General features: G+C 60.7%; 19 protein-coding genes. 10 read left to right on the top strand and 9 right to left on the bottom strand.

Going from position 1 to position 19,286, the window contains the following annotated elements:
* Nucleotides 1–47: 47 nt before the first annotated feature.
* A complete protein-coding gene (locus tag RY831_RS13045; protein ID WP_326506790.1) occupies nt 48–443 on the top strand; it encodes a MerC domain-containing protein in 396 nt (131 codons plus the stop codon).
* A gap of 109 nt (nt 444–552) precedes the next feature.
* Here the strand turns inward: RY831_RS13045 and RY831_RS13040 are convergent, their stop codons facing one another.
* The 3 genes from RY831_RS13040 to RY831_RS33240 form a co-directional block, all read right to left on the bottom strand.
* Nucleotides 553–2,109: a PepSY domain-containing protein gene (locus RY831_RS13040; RefSeq protein WP_326506789.1), complete on the bottom strand. Its 1,557-nt coding sequence runs from the start codon at nt 2,107–2,109 to the stop codon at nt 553–555.
* Nucleotides 2,110–2,124: 15 nt separating this feature from the next.
* Nucleotides 2,125–4,218, bottom strand: coding sequence for a TonB-dependent receptor (locus RY831_RS13035; protein WP_326506788.1), 2,094 nt, complete (start codon nt 4,216–4,218; stop codon nt 2,125–2,127).
* A gap of 327 nt (nt 4,219–4,545) precedes the next feature.
* Nucleotides 4,546–4,932, bottom strand: a complete 387-nt coding sequence (locus tag RY831_RS33240; RefSeq protein ID WP_367576092.1) for a DUF2946 domain-containing protein — start codon at nt 4,930–4,932, stop codon at nt 4,546–4,548.
* Nucleotides 4,933–5,198: 266 nt separating this feature from the next.
* On the opposite strand from RY831_RS33240, the gene RY831_RS13030 reads away from it, so the two are divergent.
* On the top strand, nt 5,199–5,636 hold the full coding sequence (locus RY831_RS13030) for a hypothetical protein (protein WP_326506787.1): 438 nt from the start codon (nt 5,199–5,201) through the stop codon (nt 5,634–5,636).
* Between the two features lie 80 nt (nt 5,637–5,716).
* On the opposite strand, the gene manD is transcribed toward RY831_RS13030, so the two are convergent.
* Nucleotides 5,717–6,928, bottom strand: a complete 1,212-nt coding sequence (manD, locus tag RY831_RS13025; protein ID WP_326506786.1) for a D-mannonate dehydratase ManD — start codon at nt 6,926–6,928, stop codon at nt 5,717–5,719.
* 57 nt (nt 6,929–6,985) lie between these two features.
* Nucleotides 6,986–8,455, bottom strand: coding sequence for a mannitol dehydrogenase family protein (locus tag RY831_RS13020; RefSeq protein WP_326506785.1), 1,470 nt, complete (start codon nt 8,453–8,455; stop codon nt 6,986–6,988).
* 179 nt (nt 8,456–8,634) lie between these two features.
* Between RY831_RS13020 and RY831_RS13015 the strand changes: the two genes are divergently transcribed.
* The 4 genes from RY831_RS13015 to RY831_RS13000 all read left to right on the top strand — a co-directional run bounded on the left by RY831_RS13015 (nt 8,635) and on the right by RY831_RS13000 (nt 11,670).
* On the top strand, nt 8,635–9,387 hold the full coding sequence (locus RY831_RS13015; protein ID WP_326506784.1) for an SDR family oxidoreductase: 753 nt from the start codon (nt 8,635–8,637) through the stop codon (nt 9,385–9,387).
* A gap of 88 nt (nt 9,388–9,475) precedes the next feature.
* Nucleotides 9,476–10,342, top strand: a complete 867-nt coding sequence (locus RY831_RS13010; RefSeq protein WP_326506783.1) for a fumarylacetoacetate hydrolase family protein — start codon at nt 9,476–9,478, stop codon at nt 10,340–10,342.
* Nucleotides 10,343–10,447: 105 nt separating this feature from the next.
* Nucleotides 10,448–11,167, top strand: coding sequence for an SDR family NAD(P)-dependent oxidoreductase (locus RY831_RS13005; protein WP_326506782.1), 720 nt, complete (start codon nt 10,448–10,450; stop codon nt 11,165–11,167).
* 11 nt (nt 11,168–11,178) lie between these two features.
* A complete protein-coding gene (locus tag RY831_RS13000) occupies nt 11,179–11,670 on the top strand; it encodes a 2,4'-dihydroxyacetophenone dioxygenase family protein (protein WP_326506781.1) in 492 nt (163 codons plus the stop codon).
* A 97-nt stretch (nt 11,671–11,767) separates the two neighbouring features.
* On the opposite strand, the gene RY831_RS12995 is transcribed toward RY831_RS13000, so the two are convergent.
* Both RY831_RS12995 and RY831_RS12990 read right to left on the bottom strand, forming a co-directional pair.
* Complete coding sequence (locus tag RY831_RS12995; RefSeq protein ID WP_326506780.1) at nt 11,768–12,094, bottom strand: BON domain-containing protein; 327 nt, start codon at nt 12,092–12,094, stop codon at nt 11,768–11,770.
* A 162-nt stretch (nt 12,095–12,256) separates the two neighbouring features.
* Nucleotides 12,257–13,237: a Bug family tripartite tricarboxylate transporter substrate binding protein gene (locus RY831_RS12990; RefSeq protein WP_326506779.1), complete on the bottom strand. Its 981-nt coding sequence runs from the start codon at nt 13,235–13,237 to the stop codon at nt 12,257–12,259.
* A 324-nt stretch (nt 13,238–13,561) separates the two neighbouring features.
* Between RY831_RS12990 and RY831_RS12985 the strand changes: the two genes are divergently transcribed.
* Complete coding sequence (locus RY831_RS12985) at nt 13,562–14,335, top strand: ferredoxin--NADP reductase (RefSeq protein ID WP_326506778.1); 774 nt, start codon at nt 13,562–13,564, stop codon at nt 14,333–14,335.
* A 12-nt stretch (nt 14,336–14,347) separates the two neighbouring features.
* Here RY831_RS12985 and RY831_RS12980 read toward each other — a convergent pair whose 3' ends face one another.
* Complete coding sequence (locus tag RY831_RS12980) at nt 14,348–15,241, bottom strand: AraC family transcriptional regulator (protein WP_326506777.1); 894 nt, start codon at nt 15,239–15,241, stop codon at nt 14,348–14,350.
* 149 nt (nt 15,242–15,390) lie between these two features.
* Here RY831_RS12980 and RY831_RS12975 point away from each other — a divergent pair, with 149 nt between their 5' ends.
* Together RY831_RS12975 and RY831_RS12970 are read left to right on the top strand one after the other, a co-directional pair.
* Nucleotides 15,391–15,927, top strand: coding sequence for a carboxymuconolactone decarboxylase family protein (locus tag RY831_RS12975; protein ID WP_326506776.1), 537 nt, complete (start codon nt 15,391–15,393; stop codon nt 15,925–15,927).
* A gap of 69 nt (nt 15,928–15,996) precedes the next feature.
* Complete coding sequence (locus RY831_RS12970; RefSeq protein WP_326506775.1) at nt 15,997–16,566, top strand: peroxiredoxin family protein; 570 nt, start codon at nt 15,997–15,999, stop codon at nt 16,564–16,566.
* Between the two features lie 53 nt (nt 16,567–16,619).
* On the opposite strand, the gene RY831_RS12965 is transcribed toward RY831_RS12970, so the two are convergent.
* The gene (locus tag RY831_RS12965) at nt 16,620–17,324 is read right to left on the bottom strand and encodes a GntR family transcriptional regulator (protein ID WP_326506774.1); all 705 of its coding nucleotides are present in this window, start codon (nt 17,322–17,324) and stop codon (nt 16,620–16,622) included.
* Nucleotides 17,325–17,537: 213 nt separating this feature from the next.
* On the opposite strand from RY831_RS12965, the gene araD reads away from it, so the two are divergent.
* Complete coding sequence (gene araD, locus RY831_RS12960) at nt 17,538–19,277, top strand: L-arabinonate dehydratase (RefSeq protein WP_326506773.1); 1,740 nt, start codon at nt 17,538–17,540, stop codon at nt 19,275–19,277.
* Nucleotides 19,278–19,286 lie beyond the last annotated feature (9 nt).

Raw genomic sequence — 19,286 nt, 5'->3', positions numbered from 1 at the left:
GCGGAATGAGTCGACCAGAAGTGAGCTTCTGATAAAAGGAAATGGTGATGGATAAGATAATTGCTGGTGCTGATTATTGCGGCATGACCGCTTCGGTAATCTGCCTTGTGCATTGCATTGGAACCCCTCTGTTCTTGATACTGTTTCCCATGCTTGGACTAGCGGAAGGCGATGAATTCCTGCATCGTGTGATGGCCATTCTGGTGGTCGTGCCGGCCCTTCTTGCAATCCTTCCGGGTTTCAAAAAACACCGTAACCGGTCGGTGCTGCTTACCGGGAGTGCGGGGCTGGTCTGCTTCATCAGCTCCGTCCTGTTTATCGGACCACGTTACGGTGAAGTGGCGGAACTTGTGTTTGCAACGATCGGCGGCCTGCTGTTGTTCATGACCCATTTTCGGAACCATCGCTTCTGCCGTCGGTGCATCAACGGGACTGGCAGATAAAGTCCGCAGGGCCGGGGCGATGCCGGATTGCATTCCGGACGGACATCGCCCCTGCAGGATGCCAAGGTTTTTCATCTGGCGTGCATGACTCAAGGCATGTCCCCCTTCCTTAAGGTTTTCTTGCGTGGCCAGGTCCGGTTTCGATCGCTTTGTCCGGGTTCGCTTGGCGGATCCATTGCTTGATCCGGCGAACCGAGATAACAAGTCCGGTCGAGCTCAGGACGAACCCGCCCAGGCTAAGAAGTACCAGCAGTATCTCGCGCCACCATCGGGCATCCAGCAATGCCGGCAAGTCCCAGCTATGCATCAGGTTGAAAAGCCATCTGCCCAGGCGTTGCGACCGGTCCACGCTAAGTTCGACCCGCCCGGTATGCATGTCCACATATACCCATGTTTCTTCCGGGTCATCGTACTTGAACCGTATTACAGGCAGCTTTCGTTCATTCGACCCGTACATCGATGCTTCCGCCCGCTTGTAGTAGTACAGGTCGTAGTACTCGATCTTTTCATGGCTCGATACTGGAGCAGCGAACAGATTCATGGCTGCATCCGTGATGTCTTGCTCGCTCCAGGAAGTGGTGGTGGTGATTCCGCCTCTTGCGCTCAATAGCAAACGGGTATCGCCCGTGCCATCGCGCGCAACAATATAGGGCGTGCCATTCAATACCCGCCACTCGAGTTCACGCGGCTCGAATTTCTCGGCCGTCAGCCTCGAAAGGGCGTCAGTGATATCCACGATAGGCCTTAGCATGGCCGGACTTCCTCCATGGTATCGGGCTGCGTCAGGCTTCAGCTGCTTTGCATCGAAGATGCCCAGTGGATTCATGGACATCAATCCGCTGAATATCCAGAGGAACAGTACCGTGCCAAAACTCAGGCCCAGTACATGATGCCACCTCATGGCGGCATCCCTGAAGGGAGACTTCCCGCCGTTCTTGTAAACCCCCGAGAATCGCCAGCGCCAGATACCGTTCAGCACCCCGGTCAAGGCGGTGAGCACGCCGATGGCGGAAATCACGATGACAGTCCAGGTCCATACAGGATCGACCGATTGATTGCGCAGCATGTATAGCCAGTGCAGCCACGCTCCAGCGTAGTTCCATAGACGTTCGTACCTTGGCAAATCAAGTACCACCTGTCCGGTCGCGGAGGAGACATAGACCCGGGTCGACTCGGCATCGTGCATTTGAATCATGTGAAGCGGCCGATGGCTGTCGAGCCCGCGCGAGTGGGTCCAGCGGTCTTCCTGGATGCTGCCGACATACTGGGAAAGTGCATCCGGCATGAACGCCTTTGCCCCCGCCAGCGCCACGTCGCCATTCACCCTGGACTGTGAAGTACCATTCAAGGCGTCGATGACCGTATGGCTTCCATCCCCTTCACGCAGCACATAATGCGGAGTGTTCCGGATTGAGGTCAATACGATTTCCCTGACGTCTTCGGGTTTGCTGCTGTGTGCGAGCGCCGCTTCCGGTGATATGCAGCAATTCGGATGCGCAAGCGGCGGCAGCGCGCCCAGCCGCTCCCAGGGCGTCAGCTTGGGATAGCCGACGAAAAGCATGACGATCCCGCTGCCGAACCATAGTGCCAACAGAATGCACATGCCGACGCCGGTCCAGCGATGAATCAGAAAGACACAGCGTTTTGCGTTCGTACCGATTGCCACGATGATCTTCCTTGATCAAAAGCGATGATTCAACACCAGTTCGAAGCGACGGTCAGCTCCATGCAGCCATTGGGTCGTCGTGTAATAAGCCGTGGTGAAATAGGCTTTGTCGAACACATTGAACCCTCGCAGCGTCAGGGTGGTTTCCGGCGTCATCTTCCAGCGCAAGGCGAGGTCGGTAGTGGTGTAGGAAGGCATTCTCAGCGTATTGGCATTGTCGGCGAATCGCTCGCCGACGTAGCGCATTCCGGCGCTCGCCATCCAGTCCGGGAGAAAATTCCAGCTCAGCCACACGTTGGCCAAACGCCTGGGCACGTCAGGCGGAACGTTGCCGGCGCGGGAAACCGGCCGGCCTCCGACTGACTCCGTAAAGTCGTCAAACTTTGCATCGAGTACGGATGCGTTGGCATCGAGCTGCCAACCAGGCGCAAATGAATACGCCAGTGTTCCCTCAATGCCGCGTGATGAGCGTTCGCCGACTTGTATGCTTCTCGCCGGGTTGGTCGAATCGCGCGTCAGCAGGTTGTCCTTTCTGATCTCATAGACCGCCAGGGTCCATTCGCCCTTCTTGTCCAGAAAGCTTTGCTTGAGTCCCACTTCGGCCTGGCGTCCTTTCGCCACGTCAAATGCGCTATTGGCGGACGACAGGAAGAACAAGGAACTGATGGGATCGGCTGCCCTGGAGTATTGGCCGTAGAGCGCAAGCTCCGGTGAAAGCGTGTACACGGTACCCAACCGCCATCCCGCATTCGCGAACGTCTTGTCATAGGCAAGACTTCCGGCGACAAGGTCGCGCCTCGACACATCGGCATGGTCGTAACGCAGGCCGCCGAGAACGGACCATTGTTCGCTCACATCCAGCTTGTCTTCGGCGAAGACAGAGTACTGTCTTGCCTTGATGCTGTAACGGGGAATGGTCGGAAACTGGCTTGTGAAAAAACCTGGAACAGGTGCAAGCGGATCTACGGATGGCGAAGATCCGACATAGGTGTTGTTGGTGTGCTTGAAGCTGCTGGAGTTGACGTCGAAGCCGACCGAAACCTGGTTCTTCAATCCAAACAGCGATCCCTTGAATGTCGCATCGGTCGTATTGCCGGTCTGCGAGCTGTCATGAAGGATTTCCGTGTTGTCCGAGCGGTCGATGAGACGAGTGGCCGGATTGAAGACGTACCTTTCGGCATTGCGCCAGTGTCGGTCGCTGTTGATGTGATAGACGCGGCTGCGTACCGTGGTATCCGCATTCGGCGTCCATGTTGCTATCGCATCGGTCCAGTGATCCTTGAATTCAATGGTGCTGTCTTCGACGTTGTAGTTCCTGTTCCTCATGGCTTCGCGCTGGCGTCCTTCGACGAGCGGAGACCCGAAGTAACGCACTGGCTTTTGCCGGCCGTACGCGGTACTGAACCTGAGGTTGAGGTCCGACGAAACGTCGAGCTGGATGGCGCCGGAAAAAGTGCGGTTACTGTAGTCGCCCATGTCAACCCAGCCGTCGGAGCGATCGCCGCTGACATCAAGTCGATAGGACAAGCTTTTATTGATGGCGCCGCCGCTGCCGAATGCCAGGCGCCGCGTCTGATCGGTGCCCACCGCGGCCTGGACCTCGTTCTTGATCGCCCCCCTCGTTGGCTTCTTCGGGATGACATTGATCACGCCGCCGATGGCTCCTTCGCCATAAATGACGGATGCCGGACCGCGGAGGACCTCGATTCTTTCAATCGACCAGGTATCGAAAGGGAAGGTGATGCCGGCACCGCCATACTGGCGCATGCCGTCGTACAGGCGCATGACCGAGACGGTGTCGGTGAAACCGCGCGAGACCACCGATGACCCGCCATTGCCCGGATGCGGCATGCTGCTCAAGCCGGGAGCACGCGTGATGGCGTTGATCAATGTGGTATCGCCGCGCTCTTCCAGTTGCCTGCGGCTGATGATATCGACACTGGCCGGTGTTTGAAATCTTGTAATGTCCAGATTCGAACCGGTAGAAGCCGCTTCTTCCAGACGGCCCATCTCTGGAGTTGCGGTGACGACGACTGCCGGAAGCGTTGCTTCTTCGGCGGCCTGGACCCAATGCGGCAGGAAAGCCAGCGCAATCAGGCAAGCCAGCATCCGTTTGTTTGAATGAAATTCAGATTCTTTTCCTGATGTTTCGAAACACTGTGCGGTACTCATCATAAGTCACTCTACTGATGTGGGAGACGGGCCATGCCGTCTCTGGTGGCGGAGTTGCAGAGCGAAGCATTGCCTTGTTACGCCGTGTCGATTCCAGGTCCGATCGGTTCAGGCGCCGTCCGACAAGTCAGCAAGTCACGTTGACTTTTGCCTGTGTACCGATGGAAGGATGGAAGCGGCAAGCCGCTTCGAGAGAACTCGTGCAGAACTGGCGTAACGACGCAAATGCGCTACAGCAATAGGTGCTACGGCGGTTACGCCGTTTCAGGAGTGAGCTGGAGGACCGCGAGGCTGTGCAGCGGCCCAGGCAAATAAGGGATGTGCCGCTTCGAGGAAGAGCGACGGAACAAGCTGCGTACCCGCGATGACAGGCATGCAGAAGGTCTTGGACGGCAATGCGGCCGAAGCCGCACTGGTTATGCAATATGGACAATGCTCGAGGTGCATGCCTTGTTCGGAGTGCTGCTGGGACTGATCACCATGGTCGGAGTGCGTTGCAAGCTTGATGCCCTCTGACGTGCAGATTTCATGCATTGCGCTCGTATCAATCGCCCTGGAAACCATTGCATGCGAAATGGCAGGCATGAGCGTCGCCAGCAGGATGGCCAGAACGGCGATCCATACGGCAAGACGATTAATTCTTTGACTCATACCCATGGCAAGAATTTTAACATTGGTGGAATGAAGCAGCCACAGCCGGAATTGCCCTCACGAGTGCATGCACCAGGAAAAGACCCCCGAGTGACAGATTCTTGGAGTGGCGGCCGTTGCAAAGAGGGGTAAACGGCTTTCGCGGCGTGAGTCTGGCTTGTTGCCGTCATCGTCGGAAATAGGCATTGCTTGGCGTAAAGACGAACTACCTTGTCTGTGTTGTTGTCTGAACCATAAGATCATTTCCCGAGTGTAAGGAAGCCGCCATGGCAACGAACAAGTGGATTTCATTCCTCCTATTGATTCCACTGTTTGGCTGCGGGGGCGGCGAAGTCGGGATTGGCATAGGCGTAAATGCGGAATCGGCGCCAGATCCCCAACCGTTCATTGCCTGGACCGGAAACAGTAGCGGCGACCAGGTGGTCGATGCCAACAATGACACGTTTGCGTTCTATGCCGATACCGGCTGTCTGTATAACTTTCGCACTGACCTTGAAAATGCACAGTTCTGTTTGAACACGCCACAAGGCACTGTTCGATATGGCGCACTTGCCATGCGAATCGTAAATGCTCTCTCTACAAATGGTGCGTGCATATCGGTCCTGGTTGAGCAATCCACAGCGAACTTCGTCGATATCGAAGTCGATCCCTATGGCCGCGAAGTGGTAGCGATCACCAGCGTCAGGCCTGCACCCTGCGCGTAAGCGCACTGCTCAAGTGCTCAAGGCATGGCCCGCTGGCGACTCCTCGACGGCAAAGTGAAATGTCAGACGGCACGTAATCACTACCAGTGCCAAAGCGTGCCGTCATGCGCAAGCCGGTTCACCGGCAGATAAGCCGGCTTGTACGGATAACGGGCCGCCAGCGCTTCATCGATGTCGACGCCATGGCCAGGCGCGTCGCCCGGATGCAGGAAGCCATCCTCGAAGGTGTACGCATGCGGGAAGACTGCATCGGTTTCATCGGTATGCCGCATGTATTCCTGGATGCCGAAGTTCGGTACCCATAGATCGAAATGCAGCGCGGCTCCCATGCAGACCGGCGACAGGTCGGTTGCGCCATGCGAGCCGGTCCGCACCTGGTACATGCCGGCGAAGTCTGCAATGCGGCGCAGCTGCGTGATGCCGCCGGCATGGACCACGGTGGTGCGGATGTAGTCGATCAGCTGATGCTGGATCAGGTCCTTGCAATCCCAGATCGAATTGAATATTTCGCCGACCGCCAGCGGCGTCGTGGTGTGCTGCCGGATCAGGCGGAAACTTTCCTGGTTTTCGGCCGGCGTCGCATCCTCCATCCAGAACAGATGGTAAGGCTCGAGCGCCTTGCCCAGCCGTGCCGCCTCGATCGGGGTGAGCCGGTGATGCACGTCGTGCAGCAGATGCACATCCGGCCCGACCGCTTCGCGCACCGCGGCGAACAGCTTCGGCGTATGCAGCAGATAGCGTTCGGTGCTCCAGTCGTGCTCCGACGGCAGGCTGCTGTCGGCGGGCTCGTAGAACAGCGTGCCGCGTCCCACGCCATACACCTTTTCCAGTCCCGGCACTCCCGATTGCGCACGGATGGCCTTGTAGCCGAGCTTCTTGTAATGCAGCACCTGTTCCACCGTCTCGTCGATGCCGGCGCCGTTGGCATGGCCGTACACCATCACGCCGGTGCGGCTTTTCCCGCCCAGCAGCTGATACAGCGGCATGCCCGCCGCCTTGGCCTTGATGTCCCACAGCGCGGTGTCGACCGCCGCGATGGCCGTCATCGTCACCGGTCCGCGCCGCCAGTAGGCGCCGCGGTACAGGTATTGCCAGATATCCTCGACCTGGTGCGCGTCGCGACCGATGAGGCAGGGAATGACATGGTCCGTCAGGTATGACGCCACCGACAGCTCGCGCCCGTTCAGCGTGGCATCGCCGATGCCGCTCAGGCCGTCGTCGGTCGTGATCTTGAGCGTGACAAAGTTGCGGCCGGGGGAACAGACGATGACTTTGGCATCGATGATTTTCATGCGGTCTCCTTGAATGTTTTTGTATGTGCCGGGGTCTTGTTGCCGCGATGTGGAACCTCACCCGGCGGCATATTCCATCACCGCGGCCCGGCTGCCGATCTGCTGCAGCCGCTCCAGCGCTGCAATCAGTTCGGAGCGGAAGCGTTCGCACCGCGGCAGCTCATCGCCGAAGATTGCGCGCATGTCCAGCAACCGGTCGACGATGCCTGCCGCCTCGCCCTGCGCCGCCGCCTGCAGCTGATTCGCCAGCGGGTCCTGCACCGCGATGGGCTTGCCGTTTTCGTCCTTGCCGCCGACATAGCGCATCCATGCCGCCACCGCCAGCGCGGACAGGCGAACCGGTCGGCCGGCCGCCAGGTTGTCGCGCACGATGGCAAGAAAGCGCGGCGGCAGCTTCTGTGAGCCATCCATGGCGATCTGATGGCAGCGGTGCGGAAGGGCGGTGTTGCCGAAGCGCTCGATGAGCCGTTCCTGATAGGCCGCAAGGTCCTGGCCCGGAGGCATCGACAGCGTGGGTGCCGCTTCCTCCTGCATGAAGCGACGCGCCAGTTGGGCGTAACCCGGCAGGGCGATCGCCTCGTATACATAGTCGCAGCCGGCCAGATAGCCGAGATAGGCGAGCAGGGAATTGCTGCTGTTGAGCAGGCGCAGCTTCATGTCCTCATAGGGTTTCACGTCGGGCACGAATTGCGCGCCGCCGGCCTCCCAGTACGGCCGTTCGCTCGCGAACGCATCCTCGATCACCCATTGCATGAACGGTTCGCCCCAGACCGCGGCATTGTCGCGCAGGCCGAGGCGTTCCTCGACTTCGTCAAGCGTCGCCGGCGTGGTGGCGGGAACGATGCGGTCCACCATGGTATCGGGAAAGGCAACCTGCGCTTCGATCCAGCGTGCGGTCGTGCCGTCGACCTGCTCTGCATAGGCGAGCACGAGATGCCTGAGCAGGCGGCCGTTGTGCTGCAGGTTGTCGCAGCAGAGCACTGTCAGCGGACGCCCGTGCGCAATGCGGCGCGCATGCAGGCCCGCGAACAGCGTGCCGATCGTGCTCGCCGGCACATGCGGTGTGCGCAGATCCCGTGCGATATCCGGCCGCGCGAAATCGAGCGAGCGCGTCGCCGGATCGAATCCGTAACCTTTTTCCGTGACGGTCAGCGAAACCAGCTTGATCTGCGCCGAAGCGATCAGCGCCGGCAACCGCCGCGGGTCGGACGGCGTGTGGATGACGTCACGGACGCAAGCGATGACCCGCAAGCCGCTGCCCGCCTCGCTCCTGGTCAGTACGCTGTACAGGCTGTCCTGCGCGCGCAGCGTGTCGCTCAGGCCCTGCTGGCGCAGGCTTGCACCGATGATGCCCCAATCGCCGTATTCGGTAGCGAGAGCTTCTTCGGTATACACGGCCTGGTGGGCGCGATGGAACGCGCCGGCACCGATGTGAACGATTCCCGCACGCAATGTCACCGGTTCGTAGTGCGGCCTGACTGCTGGAGGCAGGCGGCCGAGTGTGCTCAGGGATAACGATTGCGTCATATCGGATTTGAAAATAATCGAGAATTAGATCGATTGGGAATTGATAAAGTGGCCTTACCAATTTATCATAGGGTTCATTGGCATTCAATACGAAAAATTCCATCCCTTCCCTCGATGCACCGGCGTGCATGTGCGGCATGCCGACATTGACGAAGCGAGATCTGACCATGGAGACCAGCATGCCCCGCCTTTCCAACAAGATCGCCCTCGTTACCGCAGCAGGCCAGGGCATCGGCCGTGCCACTGTCGAGGCCTTCGTGCGCGAAGGCGCGCGCGTGATCGCTACCGACATCAATGAAGACCTGTTGCCGGAACTGGCCGAGCTGCCCGGCTGCACGGCGCGCCGCCTCGATGTCACCGACGCCGCAGCCATCGAGGCGCTGGCCCGCGAGGTCGGGCGCATCCATGTACTGTTTAATTGCGCCGGCTTCGTCGATCATGGCAGCATCCTCGAATGCGACGAGAAATCCTGGGACTTTTCCTTCGATCTCAACGCGCGCGCGATGTACCGCATGATGCGCGCCTTCCTGCCGGCGATGATCGAGGGCGGCGGCGGTTCCATCATCAACATGTCGTCGGCCGCCTCAAGCGTCAAGGGCGTGCCCAACCGGTTCGTCTACGGCGCATCAAAAGCGGCCGTCATCGGCATGACGAAATCGGTCGCGGCTGATTTCGTCACCAAGGGCATACGCTGCAACGCGATTTGCCCGGGCACCGTAGAATCACCGTCATTGCGGCAGCGGATTGAATCGCAGGCCCGCGACAGCGGACAGAGTATTGCCGCGGTGGAAGCCGCCTTTGTCGCGCGGCAGCCGATGGGGCGCGTCGGCCGCGCGAGCGAGATCGCGGCCCTGGCGGTTTATCTCGCCTCCGACGAATCCTCGTTCACGACCGGCACCGCGCAGATCATCGACGGCGGCTGGTCCAATTGAAACGTTGAATAGCTGAACGGTTCCGATGCACGACAGTTCAGCGCATGAACATCTGGCCTAACCATTACACCCATTCAAGGAACGATATATGAAGTTGATGCGATACGGCGCAAAAGGAAACGAGAAACCGGCAATCGTCGATGCCGGCGGCAAGGTCAGGGACCTGTCCTCCGTCCTGCAGGACTTCACCGCCGAGTCGTTGTCGCCCGGCGCGCTCGCCAAATTGGCCGCCATCGATACCGGCAAGCTGCCGGTGGTGGATAACCCCGGCCGCATCGCTCCGCCCTATGCCGGCATCGGCAAGTTCATCTGCGTCGGCCTCAACTATGCCGACCATGCGGCCGAGTCCAATCTGCCGGTGCCGCCGGAACCCGTGCTTTTCATGAAAGCCACCAGCGCCGTGATCGGCTGCAATGACCCGGTCGTTCTGCCGCAGGATTCGTTGAAGACCGACTGGGAGGTGGAACTCGGCGTGGTGATCGGCACCAAGGCGCGTTATGTGAGCGAAGAAAATGCGCTCGAGTACGTTGCTGGCTACTGTGTGATCAATGACATTTCCGAGCGCGAGTACCAGATCGAGCGCGCGGGCCAGTGGGACAAGGGCAAGGGCTGCGATACCTTCGGCCCGATCGGACCGTGGCTGGTCACGCGCGACGAAGTGCCCGATCCGCAAAACCTCGACATGTGGCTCGATGTCAACGGCAAGCGCTTCCAGAACGGCAGCACCCGCACGATGGTCTACAAGGTCGCGCATCTGGTGAGCTATATCAGCCGTTTCATGACCCTGTATCCGGGCGACGTGATCAGCACCGGCACCCCGCCGGGAGTGGGCATGGGGCAGAAGCCGGCGCCGGTCTATCTGAAGGCGGGCGATGTCATGCGCCTCGGCGTGGCCGGACTCGGCGAACAGCAGCAGACGGTGCATGCCTGGAATCCGGAACTGATCGACAACTGATCTCCGGTCTCATCGCATCCGGGCGGAGTGCGGGACAGGCTGCAGACCGTGCAGCGGGCCCTGCATCGCTTCCTTGATTCTTCATGCATTGGCGAGGTGCAAACAGTGGCAATCGATTTCGGACTGGATGAAAAATCGGTGCTGGTCGTCGGCGGCACCAGCGGCATCGGCGCCGGCATAGCGGCGGCCTTTGCCGAGCAGCGCGCGCGGGTGGTGGTGACAGGCGCGACCGTGCGCGAAGTGGAAGCCGCCGACAGCAGCGCGGATGCCCGCATGCTCGACGTGCGCGACGGCGGAGCGGTGGAGCGGCTGATCGCAGGCTTCGACAAGCTCGATGTCGTGATCAACTGTGCCGGCATCATACGCCGTGGCGCGGAGCACGACCCGGCCGCGTTCGCCGAAGTGGTCGATATCAACCTCAATGGCAGCATGCGCGTCTGCGCATCGGCGCGCCCTTTGCTCAGGCAGTCCAGGGGCTGCATCGTCAACACCGCATCGATGCTGTCCTATTTCGGCGGTGGCCTGGTGCCGGGTTACAGCGCGAGCAAGGGCGGGGTCATGCAGCTGACCAAGTCGCTGGCGATTGCCTATGCGGAGGACGGCATCCGCGTCAACGCGGTAGCGCCGGGATGGATTGCCACGCCGCTGACGCAAGCCCTGCAGGACGACGAAGGCCGAAGCCGGCAGATTCTCGACCGCACGCCGCTGCGGCGCTGGGGCACGCCGGCCGATGTGGCGGCGCCGGTGCTGTTCCTGGCGAGCGATGCGGCGCGTTTCATTACTGGCGCGATCCTGCCGGTCGATGGCGGTTATCTTGTTGCGTGAGGAGTTGAACCATGTCTGCATTCATTGCGAGCGCCGGGGGCATACAGCCGGAGATCGTGGCCACCGCCATTCCCGAGGATGAAAGGGAATGGGTGCCGCAGGCGCCGGATGTCTGGTTCCGGCCGCTGTTTCTCAATACCGTGACCGGCGGCTGGTGCAACCTGCTGCGGGTGCGAAAATCCGGGGTGCTGTCACGGCATCGACACCCCATGCTGGTGGTCGGCTACGTCATCAGGGGCAAGTGGTTCTACCACGAACACGACTGGGTCGCGAATGCCGGCGACTTCGTCTATGAGCCGCCGGGTGAAATCCATACGCTGGAAGTGCCCGCCGACTGCGAGGAGATGATCACCTTTTTCAATATCAGCGGTGCGATGATCTATGTCGACGAGCACGGCGTGCAGACCGGCTATGAAGATGTGTTCACCAAGATCGACATGTGCCGGCGACACTACGAGACTGTAGGCCTCGGCGCAGACCATGTGCGGCGCTTCATGCGCTGACGCCGGCCCGTATCACGCAACAGTGCGGGACCTGAAATGAAAACGCCCCGCGAGACGGGGCGTTCCTGATGCATCAGCAAAGCCTTGGTGCCTCGGCTTAGCCTGTCACGATCAGCTGGTTGTCAACCGACTTGACGCCGGGAACATCCTTGACGATGGCATCGACCTTGCGGCGCAATGCCAGCGACTTGATCTCGCCTTTGAGGCGCACCGCGCCTTCGGCGCTGGTGACATCGATCTTGGCATTCTTGAGGTCGGCATCGGCGGCCAGCGAACTCTTGATCTTGCTCACGATGGCTGCATCGCCGGTGGCGGCGCTGGTTTGCTGCGAGGCACTTGATCCTGCGCCCGACTTGTTCATGCCGGCACAGCCTGCGAGCACTGCGACCGACATCACGAGAGCGAGTAATTTGATATTTTTCATGGAGTGTCTCTCTTTCTTGGTGGGACCGTTGACATTGGGAAGCGGCCTGATGGCTGCCCCGGCCATCAGGCGCAAACTATGGGCTGTTTTCAGATGTCCCGCCTCCTCGTGTACTTGCAAGAGCGTGTCGCATCATGCGAACGGGTCATTCCGAAAACTGTTCTAGTCTAACTTGATATTGGCATCCGAGATAACTTTAGCCCAGTTTGCGATCTCGGTCTTCATCCAGGCGCCGAATTCCTCGGGACTGTTGGTCGCCACGTCGGCGCCGAGCGCTACCATCTTTTCGCGCACGTCCGGCATCCTGACGATAGTGGCCATTTCCTTATTGAGCTTGTCGATGATCGGCTTCGGCGTACCTGCCGGCGCCATTACGCCCTGCCAGCTGCCGGTGACGAAACCCGGGACCATTTCGCTGACGGTGGGCACGTCCGGCAGCTGCGGCAGGCGCTTCGCGCTGGACACCGCGAGCAGCTTGATCTTGCCGGCCTTGACGTGAGGATAGGTGGCGACCATGCCGTTCATGGTCACGTCGATCTGGCCGCCGATCAGGTCGTTGAGTGCCTGCGCGCCGCCGCGATAGGGAACATAGCCCCAGTCAAGGCCGGTTTTCTGCGCAAACAGCACGCCGGCGAGGTGCGGGGCGCTGCCGGTTCCTGCGGCGGCTGCGAAATTGAGCTTGCCCTTGTTGGCCTTGCCGTAGCTGACCAGTTCGGCCTGTGACTTGACCGGCAGCGAATTGCTGGTGACCAGCAAATGCGGCGAGTAAGCCAGCATGCCCACCGGTGCCAGGTCCTTGACCGGGCTGAACGGCAGCTTCGGATACAGCGTGGGGCTAAGAGTCAGATTGCCCATGTCCATCAGCAGCAGGGTATATCCGTCGGGATCGGATTTTGCCACCAGGTCGGCGCCGATATTGCCGTTGGCGCCACTGCGATTGTCGATCACCACCTGCTGTCCCCAGGACGCCGTCAGCTTCTGACCTATCAGTCGCGCGAGAACGTCGGAAGTGCCGCCGGCGGGGAAGGGGACTACGATCTTGATCGGTTTCTTCGGATAATCCGCAGCGTTTTGAGCCAGGGCCGGTACGGCTGCGGCGGCAGCGCAACATGCGGCCAGCGCGAGGGACATGAGTTTTTTCACGTGGTCTCCAGATGTTCGAGTCGGCAACAGCTTGCCGTGTTGGATGGGGAGGGTGCAAGGACCAAGTCAACGCTGACCTGATTCCGGCACGCCAAACATTATACATGTCGTTTTGCTTGTATGACGTCTAACTTTTCATGCAAGCGTTCCCTCTTTCATGTGCCTTCAAGAAAGGTAAGAACATGTTTTAATTGCAACATTATTCCGGCCGGTTGGCCGGAGCGCCCGCGGCGGCGGGCCAGCAAAAAATGAAACTTGCGAGCTGCCTGCGCTCCGGAGCGGTAAAATGTCGCCTTTTTGCTGGTCTAAGAGGAACGGAAACCAATGAGTGCCCTGCACGAAGAACGCGTCCTGAGTGTCCATCACTGGACGGATCGTCTTTTCACCTTCACCACCACGCGCGACCCGGCGCTGCGCTTTTCCAATGGCCATTTCACGATGATCGGCTTGCGCGTCGAGGGCAAGCCCCTGCTGCGCGCCTACAGCATCGTCAGCGCCAATTACGAAGAACACCTGGAATTCCTGAGCATCAAGGTGCCGGAAGGTCCGCTGACTTCCCGGCTGCAGCACATCAAGGTGGGCGACACCATCATCGTCGGCCGCAAGCCTACCGGCACGCTGCTGATCGATTACCTGCTGCCCGGACGCCGCCTCTACCTGCTGTCGACCGGCACCGGCCTGGCTCCGTTCATGAGCATCATCCGCGATCCTGAAACCTACGAAAAATTCGAGCAGGTGGTGCTGGTGCACGGCGTGCGTCAGGTGGATGAGCTGGCTTACCATGACGTGCTGATGGAGCACCTGCCCAACCATGAATTCCTGGGCGAACTGGTCACCAGCAAGCTGCGCTACTACCCGACTGTCACGCGCGAGCAGTACAAGAACATGGGCCGCATCACCGATCTGATCAGCAGCGGCAAGCTATGCGCGGATCTCGGCACGCCGCCATTGAACGCAAAGGAAGACCGCGTGATGATCTGCGGCAGCCCGGCCATGCTGCGCGACCTCAAGCGCATGCTGGAAGAAGGCGGGTTCAAGGAAGGCAATACTTCCACGCCTGGCGATTTCGTGATCGAGCGCGCCTTCGCCGAGCAGTAAGCAGGAACCGTCTCATCCGTCTGAAGCAGCCGGCGTATCGCCGGTGCTTCGATCCCGATTCAGCCATTCCCTCGGTGACATTCCCGTCTTTGCCGCGAACGCGCGCGACAGCGCTGGCGGATTTGCATAGCCGAGCTGCTCGGCCAGCAATTTCACCGGCCGCCCCTCGCGCAGGCCCGCCTGCGCGAGGGCGATACGACAGCTCGCCACATAGTCTGCCGGCGTCTGCTCCACCACCTGCTTGAAAACCGTTGCAAAGCTGGTGCGCGACATGCCCGCGCATTCGGCCAAACGCTCCAGCGTCCATGCGTCGCCGGGCGCCTCGTGAAGCGCCACTAGTGCGCGCGCAATGCGCGGGTGCGAAAGCCCGGTGATCAGGCCGGGCTGTATGCCCGCTTCCTCCGGATGATCGAGCAGCCATCTCAGCAACTGGATCAGCACCACTTCAAACAGCCTGTCGGCCAGCACGCGCTGGCCGCAGCGCACCCGATCCGTCTCGGCGAACAGCAGCGCCAGCGCGGGTTCCAAGCCCTCCACCGCCGCCAGGCGCAGGCGGATGAACGGCGGCAGGCCGCGCGCCAGCGGATTGTTCGAGCCGCCTTCGAACTCCAGCGCGGCACAGGTGAAATCCGAACCTTCGCGGGGCGGATTGTGGAAATGGTGAGTCAGCGGCCGGGGATAGAGCAGCAGGCTCGGCTCGTCCAACACCAGCTTTTCCGGAACGCCCGCGGCACCGTGATGGGTCACTTCCATCTTGCCCCGGCGAAGCACATGCAGAAAGCCGAAGCCGCTGCTGCTGTCGAACTTCTGCAGTCCGCACAAGGCGCCCGAGTGAAACAAAGTGACGCGCACGCCCGAGCGTTTCAGCAGCGACGACAGGCGATCTATGGGAGATTGAGGATCCATTTGAACGAAAAGGTATGTGTAATGAATGAAATGATCCCAATCATACGCCTTCACATTCCATACTGCATCGCACTGGAGCAGCCGGAACGGAAAGTCCGGCGCTCCCGGAGTTCCAATCGTGTTCACACCTCGCCTTGAAAGGAAACAGCATGTCCCGTCTCAATATGAATACCGAACTTACTCCCGATGGCAGCCAGCAGACATTGAAGCAAGTCCACGCGGCATTTGGCGCAACGCCCAATATGTTCAAGGTGGTCGCCAATTCGCCGGCCGCGCTGAAGAGCATGTGGAGCGCCTTCGGCGCACTTGCCGGCGGCAGCATCGACGCGAAGCTGGGCGAGCAGATCGCCGTCGCAATCGCCAATCGCAATCGCTGCGAATACTGCCTCGCCGCGCATACCATGCTCGGCAAGAAGGCCGGCGCCAGCGCCGAGGAAATGGCATCGGCGCAGGCCGGCCGCGCCGCGGATCCGAAAACGGCGGCGGCTCTCGCCTTTGCGCTCAAGGTCGTGAACGAGCGTGCGCACATCTCGGCCGGCGACATATCGGCCATGCGCAGCGCGGGATTCAGCGATGAACAGATCGCCGAGATCATGGCGCATGTGGCACTGAACCTGTTCACCAACTACGTCAATGTCGCCTTTGACGTGCCGGTGGATTTTCCGGCAGTCGCGCTGAGCAACTGAAAAGGCAAATGAAAGTGGCGGCGGCATTTACCGCTGCCGCTGCCGCATCCAACCAACCCGGAGCACAACATGCAAAATCCTGCCCTCTATCCCGAACTGGATGTCGTCGAATGGATCAACACGCCGCGGCCGGTCCGGCTGGCCGACTTGCGCGGCCGTGTCGTCGTGCTGCATGCCTTCCAGATGCTGTGCCCGGGCTGCGTGATGTACGGCATTCCCCAGGCCGAGCGCATTGTGCGCGCATTCCCCGCCAAGGACGTGGCGGTGCTGGGCCTGCATACAGTCTTCGAGCACCATGATGTGATGACGCCGGCTGCGCTGCGCGCCTTCGCAAGCGAATACCGGATCAACATGCCGATCGGCATTGATCGCCCGGCGGAGCAGGGATCGGTGCCGCGCACGATGAGGACGCTTCAGCTGCGGGGAACGCCCAGCCTGGTGCTGATAGACAGGACCGGCAGGATCAGGCACCAGCACCTGGGGCAGGTGGATGATCTTCGGGTCGGAGCGGAAATCGGCGCCTTGCTGGCCGAGGATGCGAAGGCGGAGCACCTGTCGGTCATGGATGCGAGACAGGCAGGGAACGCGGCGGATCTACAAGGGTGCGATGAAGACGGCTGCCGCATCGAGCGCAAATAGGCGCGGCCGCCATAATTGGCAAGTGTTCCGCAAGGCGCGCATGGCGCCTGCCTTCAATTCTTCAGATACTCCCGATACCGCGTCCGGATTTCCTCGACGTTGGCCAGCGTGCCCGACAGGTGCCTGCGAACGCTTTGCTCGGCGAGACTGGCGTCGCCCTTGGCGATCGCATCCACGATCGCATCGTGATCTGCCAGCACCGCCAGTGCCTTGCCCGGCGCCGGCAGATGCAGGCTGCGCAAGCGATCGAGGTGGCCGCTGTGACGCCGGACCAGCGCGTAGAGATGCGGCACTTTTGCCGCTTCATACATCTGCCGGTGGAAAGCCTGGTCGGCCAGGGTGAAAGCCGGCAAGTCTTCGTCAGCTAGCGCGGACTTCTGCCGCGATACGAGCAGGCGCAGGCGCTCGATCAGTGCCGACCCCGACGCCGATGCAAGCCTGCGGGCAATCTCCATCTCGACCGAAAGACGCAGGAAATGCGCTTCCTGCGCCAGGTTCACGTCAATGCGGCTGACAACCGTGGCATGCTGGGGATAGACGTCGACCAGGCCTTCCTCGCTCAGCCTGATCAGCGCATCGCGCACCGGCGTTTGGCTGATGTTGTATTGCATTGCCAGGTCTGCGCGCGACAGCACGGTGCCTGGCGTCAACGACATGGAAATGATGAGTTCGCGCAAGTGCTCGAAAATCTGAGGCGCGGCGTGGCGGGTACGATCCAGGTTGAACTGGGCGGGCGGCATTTCGGTCAGGGCGTCCATTCGTCAGCGGTATGGATGTGAGGTGATTGCGGCTCGGCGCAAGAGGAATGCCAACATGATAAATCCTTATCGGGTGTTTGACATACTAATATATTAGTGTTGTAATCCTTGCCAAGCCTGTAAGACCACCATGGTCCTGCCGCCTGCCTTGTGCATTACTGTGCATTGCCCGCAAGCCCCTTTTCCCTTGTTGCCATCACCATGTGAGTCCGCATGAGCATCCGTAAAAAGAGCATCGAAACACTGCGCAGCGCGCGCTGGTTTGCCAAGGACGACCTGCGTTCCTTTGGCCACCGGTCCCGCGTCATGCAAATGGGTTATGCGCCGGAAGAATTCGTCGGCAGACCCGTGATTGCCATTCTCAATACCTGGTCGGACATGAATTCCTGCCACATGCATTTCAAGCAGCGCGTCGAAGACGTCAAGCGCGGCGTACTGCAGGCAGGCGGCTTCCCGGTGGAGTTGCCGGCGATTTCGCTGTCCGAGAGCGCCGTCAAGCCGACCACCATGCTGTACCGGAATCTCCTGGCCATCGAAGCCGAGGAACTGATCCGCTCGCACCCGGTGGATGGGGTCGTCCTCATGGGCGGCTGCGACAAGACCACGCCTGGCCTGCTGATGGGAGCCACCAGCGCGGGCGTGCCGGCGATCTTCGTGCCCGCCGGCCCCATGTTGCGCGGCAACTGGCAGGGCCATGTGCTCGGTTCCGGTTCGGATGCCTGGAAGTTCTGGGACGAACGCCGCGCCGGCAAGATCAGCAAGGAGGAATGGGTCGGTATCGAAGGCGGCATCGCCCGCAGCCACGGCACCTGCATGACCATGGGCACGGCCAGCACGATGACTGCAATCGCCGAGACCATCGGCATGACGCTGCCCGGCGCATCGTCGATTCCCGCGCCCGATGCAAGCCATGTGCGCATGTCGTCCGAGTCCGGGCGGCGCATCGTGGAGATGGTGTGGGAAGACCTGACGCCGGCGCGCATCCAGACCCGCGAGTCGTTCGAGAATGCGATCGCCGTCGCCATGGCGATGGGCTGTTCCACCAATGCCATCATCCACGTCATCTCGATGGCGCGCCGCGCCGGCTGCGACATCGGCCTGGAAGACTTCGACAAGATGAGCCGCCATGTGCCGGTCATCGCGAATATCCGGCCCAGCGGCGAGACTTACCTGATGGAAGATTTCTACTATGCGGGCGGCCTGCCGGCGCTGATGAACCGCATGCGCGCCAAGCTGCACCTGGATGCGCTCACCGTCAACGGCCGCACCATCGGCGAGAACATCGACGGCGCAGAGGTGTACAACGATGACGTGATCCGCCCCATGGACAACCCGCTGTACGAGGAAGGCGCGCTCGCCGTCCTCAAGGGCAACATCGCTCCCGACGGCTGCGTGATCAAGCCCAGCGCCTGCGAGAAGCGATTCTTCAAGCACTCCGGGCGCGCGCTGGTATTCGACGATTATCCGTCGATGAAGGAAGCAGTCGAGCGCGATGACCTCGACGTCACCGCCGACGATTTCCTCATCCTGCGAAATGCCGGCCCGCTCGGCGGGCCGGGCATGCCGGAGTGGGGCATGCTGCCGATTCCGAAGAAGCTGGTCAAGCAGGGCGTGCGCGACATGCTGCGCATGTCCGATGCCCGCATGAGCGGAACCAGCTACGGCGCCTGCATCCTGCATGTGGCGCCCGAGTCTTACATCGGCGGACCGCTGGCCCTGGTGCGCACCGGCGACATCATCACCATCGACATCCCGGCGCGCAGCATCAACATGGAAGTCTCGGAAGAGGAGCTCGCGCGCCGCAAGGCGGAATGGAAGCAGCCACCCAAGCGCTTCGAGCGCGGCTACGGCTGGATGTTCTCGCAGCATATCAAGCAGGCCAATGAAGGTTGCGACTTCGATTTCCTCGAAACCGGTTTCGGCGCAGGCGTGGGCGAACCCGACATCTACTGATCCCATCGA

Origin of the sequence: Noviherbaspirillum album (assembly GCF_035916955.1) — a bacterium.
In the GTDB taxonomy this organism is placed as follows: Bacteria; Pseudomonadota; Gammaproteobacteria; order Burkholderiales; family Burkholderiaceae_D; genus Noviherbaspirillum; species Noviherbaspirillum album.
This window is presented reverse-complemented; position numbering and strand designations above follow the sequence as displayed.

Bases quoted from the DNA above. Each gene is read 5' to 3' on its own strand.
- araD (WP_326506773.1), top strand. From the start codon at position 17,538: ATGAGCATCCGTAAAAAGAGCATCGAAACACTGCGCAGCGCGCGCTGG.
- RY831_RS12965 (WP_326506774.1), bottom strand. From the start codon at position 17,324: ATGGACGCCCTGACCGAAATGCCGCCCGCCCAGTTCAACCTGGATCGT.
- manD (WP_326506786.1), bottom strand. From the start codon at position 6,928: ATGAAAATCATCGATGCCAAAGTCATCGTCTGTTCCCCCGGCCGCAAC.
- RY831_RS13035 (WP_326506788.1), bottom strand. From the start codon at position 4,218: ATGCTGGCTTGCCTGATTGCGCTGGCTTTCCTGCCGCATTGGGTCCAG.
- RY831_RS12995 (WP_326506780.1), bottom strand. From the start codon at position 12,094: ATGAAAAATATCAAATTACTCGCTCTCGTGATGTCGGTCGCAGTGCTC.
- RY831_RS13000 (WP_326506781.1), top strand. From the start codon at position 11,179: ATGTCTGCATTCATTGCGAGCGCCGGGGGCATACAGCCGGAGATCGTG.
- RY831_RS13010 (WP_326506783.1), top strand. From the start codon at position 9,476: ATGAAGTTGATGCGATACGGCGCAAAAGGAAACGAGAAACCGGCAATC.
- RY831_RS13030 (WP_326506787.1), top strand. From the start codon at position 5,199: ATGGCAACGAACAAGTGGATTTCATTCCTCCTATTGATTCCACTGTTT.
- RY831_RS12970 (WP_326506775.1), top strand. From the start codon at position 15,997: ATGCAAAATCCTGCCCTCTATCCCGAACTGGATGTCGTCGAATGGATC.
- RY831_RS12980 (WP_326506777.1), bottom strand. From the start codon at position 15,241: ATGGATCCTCAATCTCCCATAGATCGCCTGTCGTCGCTGCTGAAACGC.
- RY831_RS13020 (WP_326506785.1), bottom strand. From the start codon at position 8,455: ATGACGCAATCGTTATCCCTGAGCACACTCGGCCGCCTGCCTCCAGCA.
- RY831_RS12985 (WP_326506778.1), top strand. From the start codon at position 13,562: ATGAGTGCCCTGCACGAAGAACGCGTCCTGAGTGTCCATCACTGGACG.
- RY831_RS13015 (WP_326506784.1), top strand. From the start codon at position 8,635: ATGCCCCGCCTTTCCAACAAGATCGCCCTCGTTACCGCAGCAGGCCAG.
- RY831_RS13045 (WP_326506790.1), top strand. From the start codon at position 48: ATGGATAAGATAATTGCTGGTGCTGATTATTGCGGCATGACCGCTTCG.
- RY831_RS33240 (WP_367576092.1), bottom strand. From the start codon at position 4,932: ATGAGTCAAAGAATTAATCGTCTTGCCGTATGGATCGCCGTTCTGGCC.
- RY831_RS12975 (WP_326506776.1), top strand. From the start codon at position 15,391: ATGTCCCGTCTCAATATGAATACCGAACTTACTCCCGATGGCAGCCAG.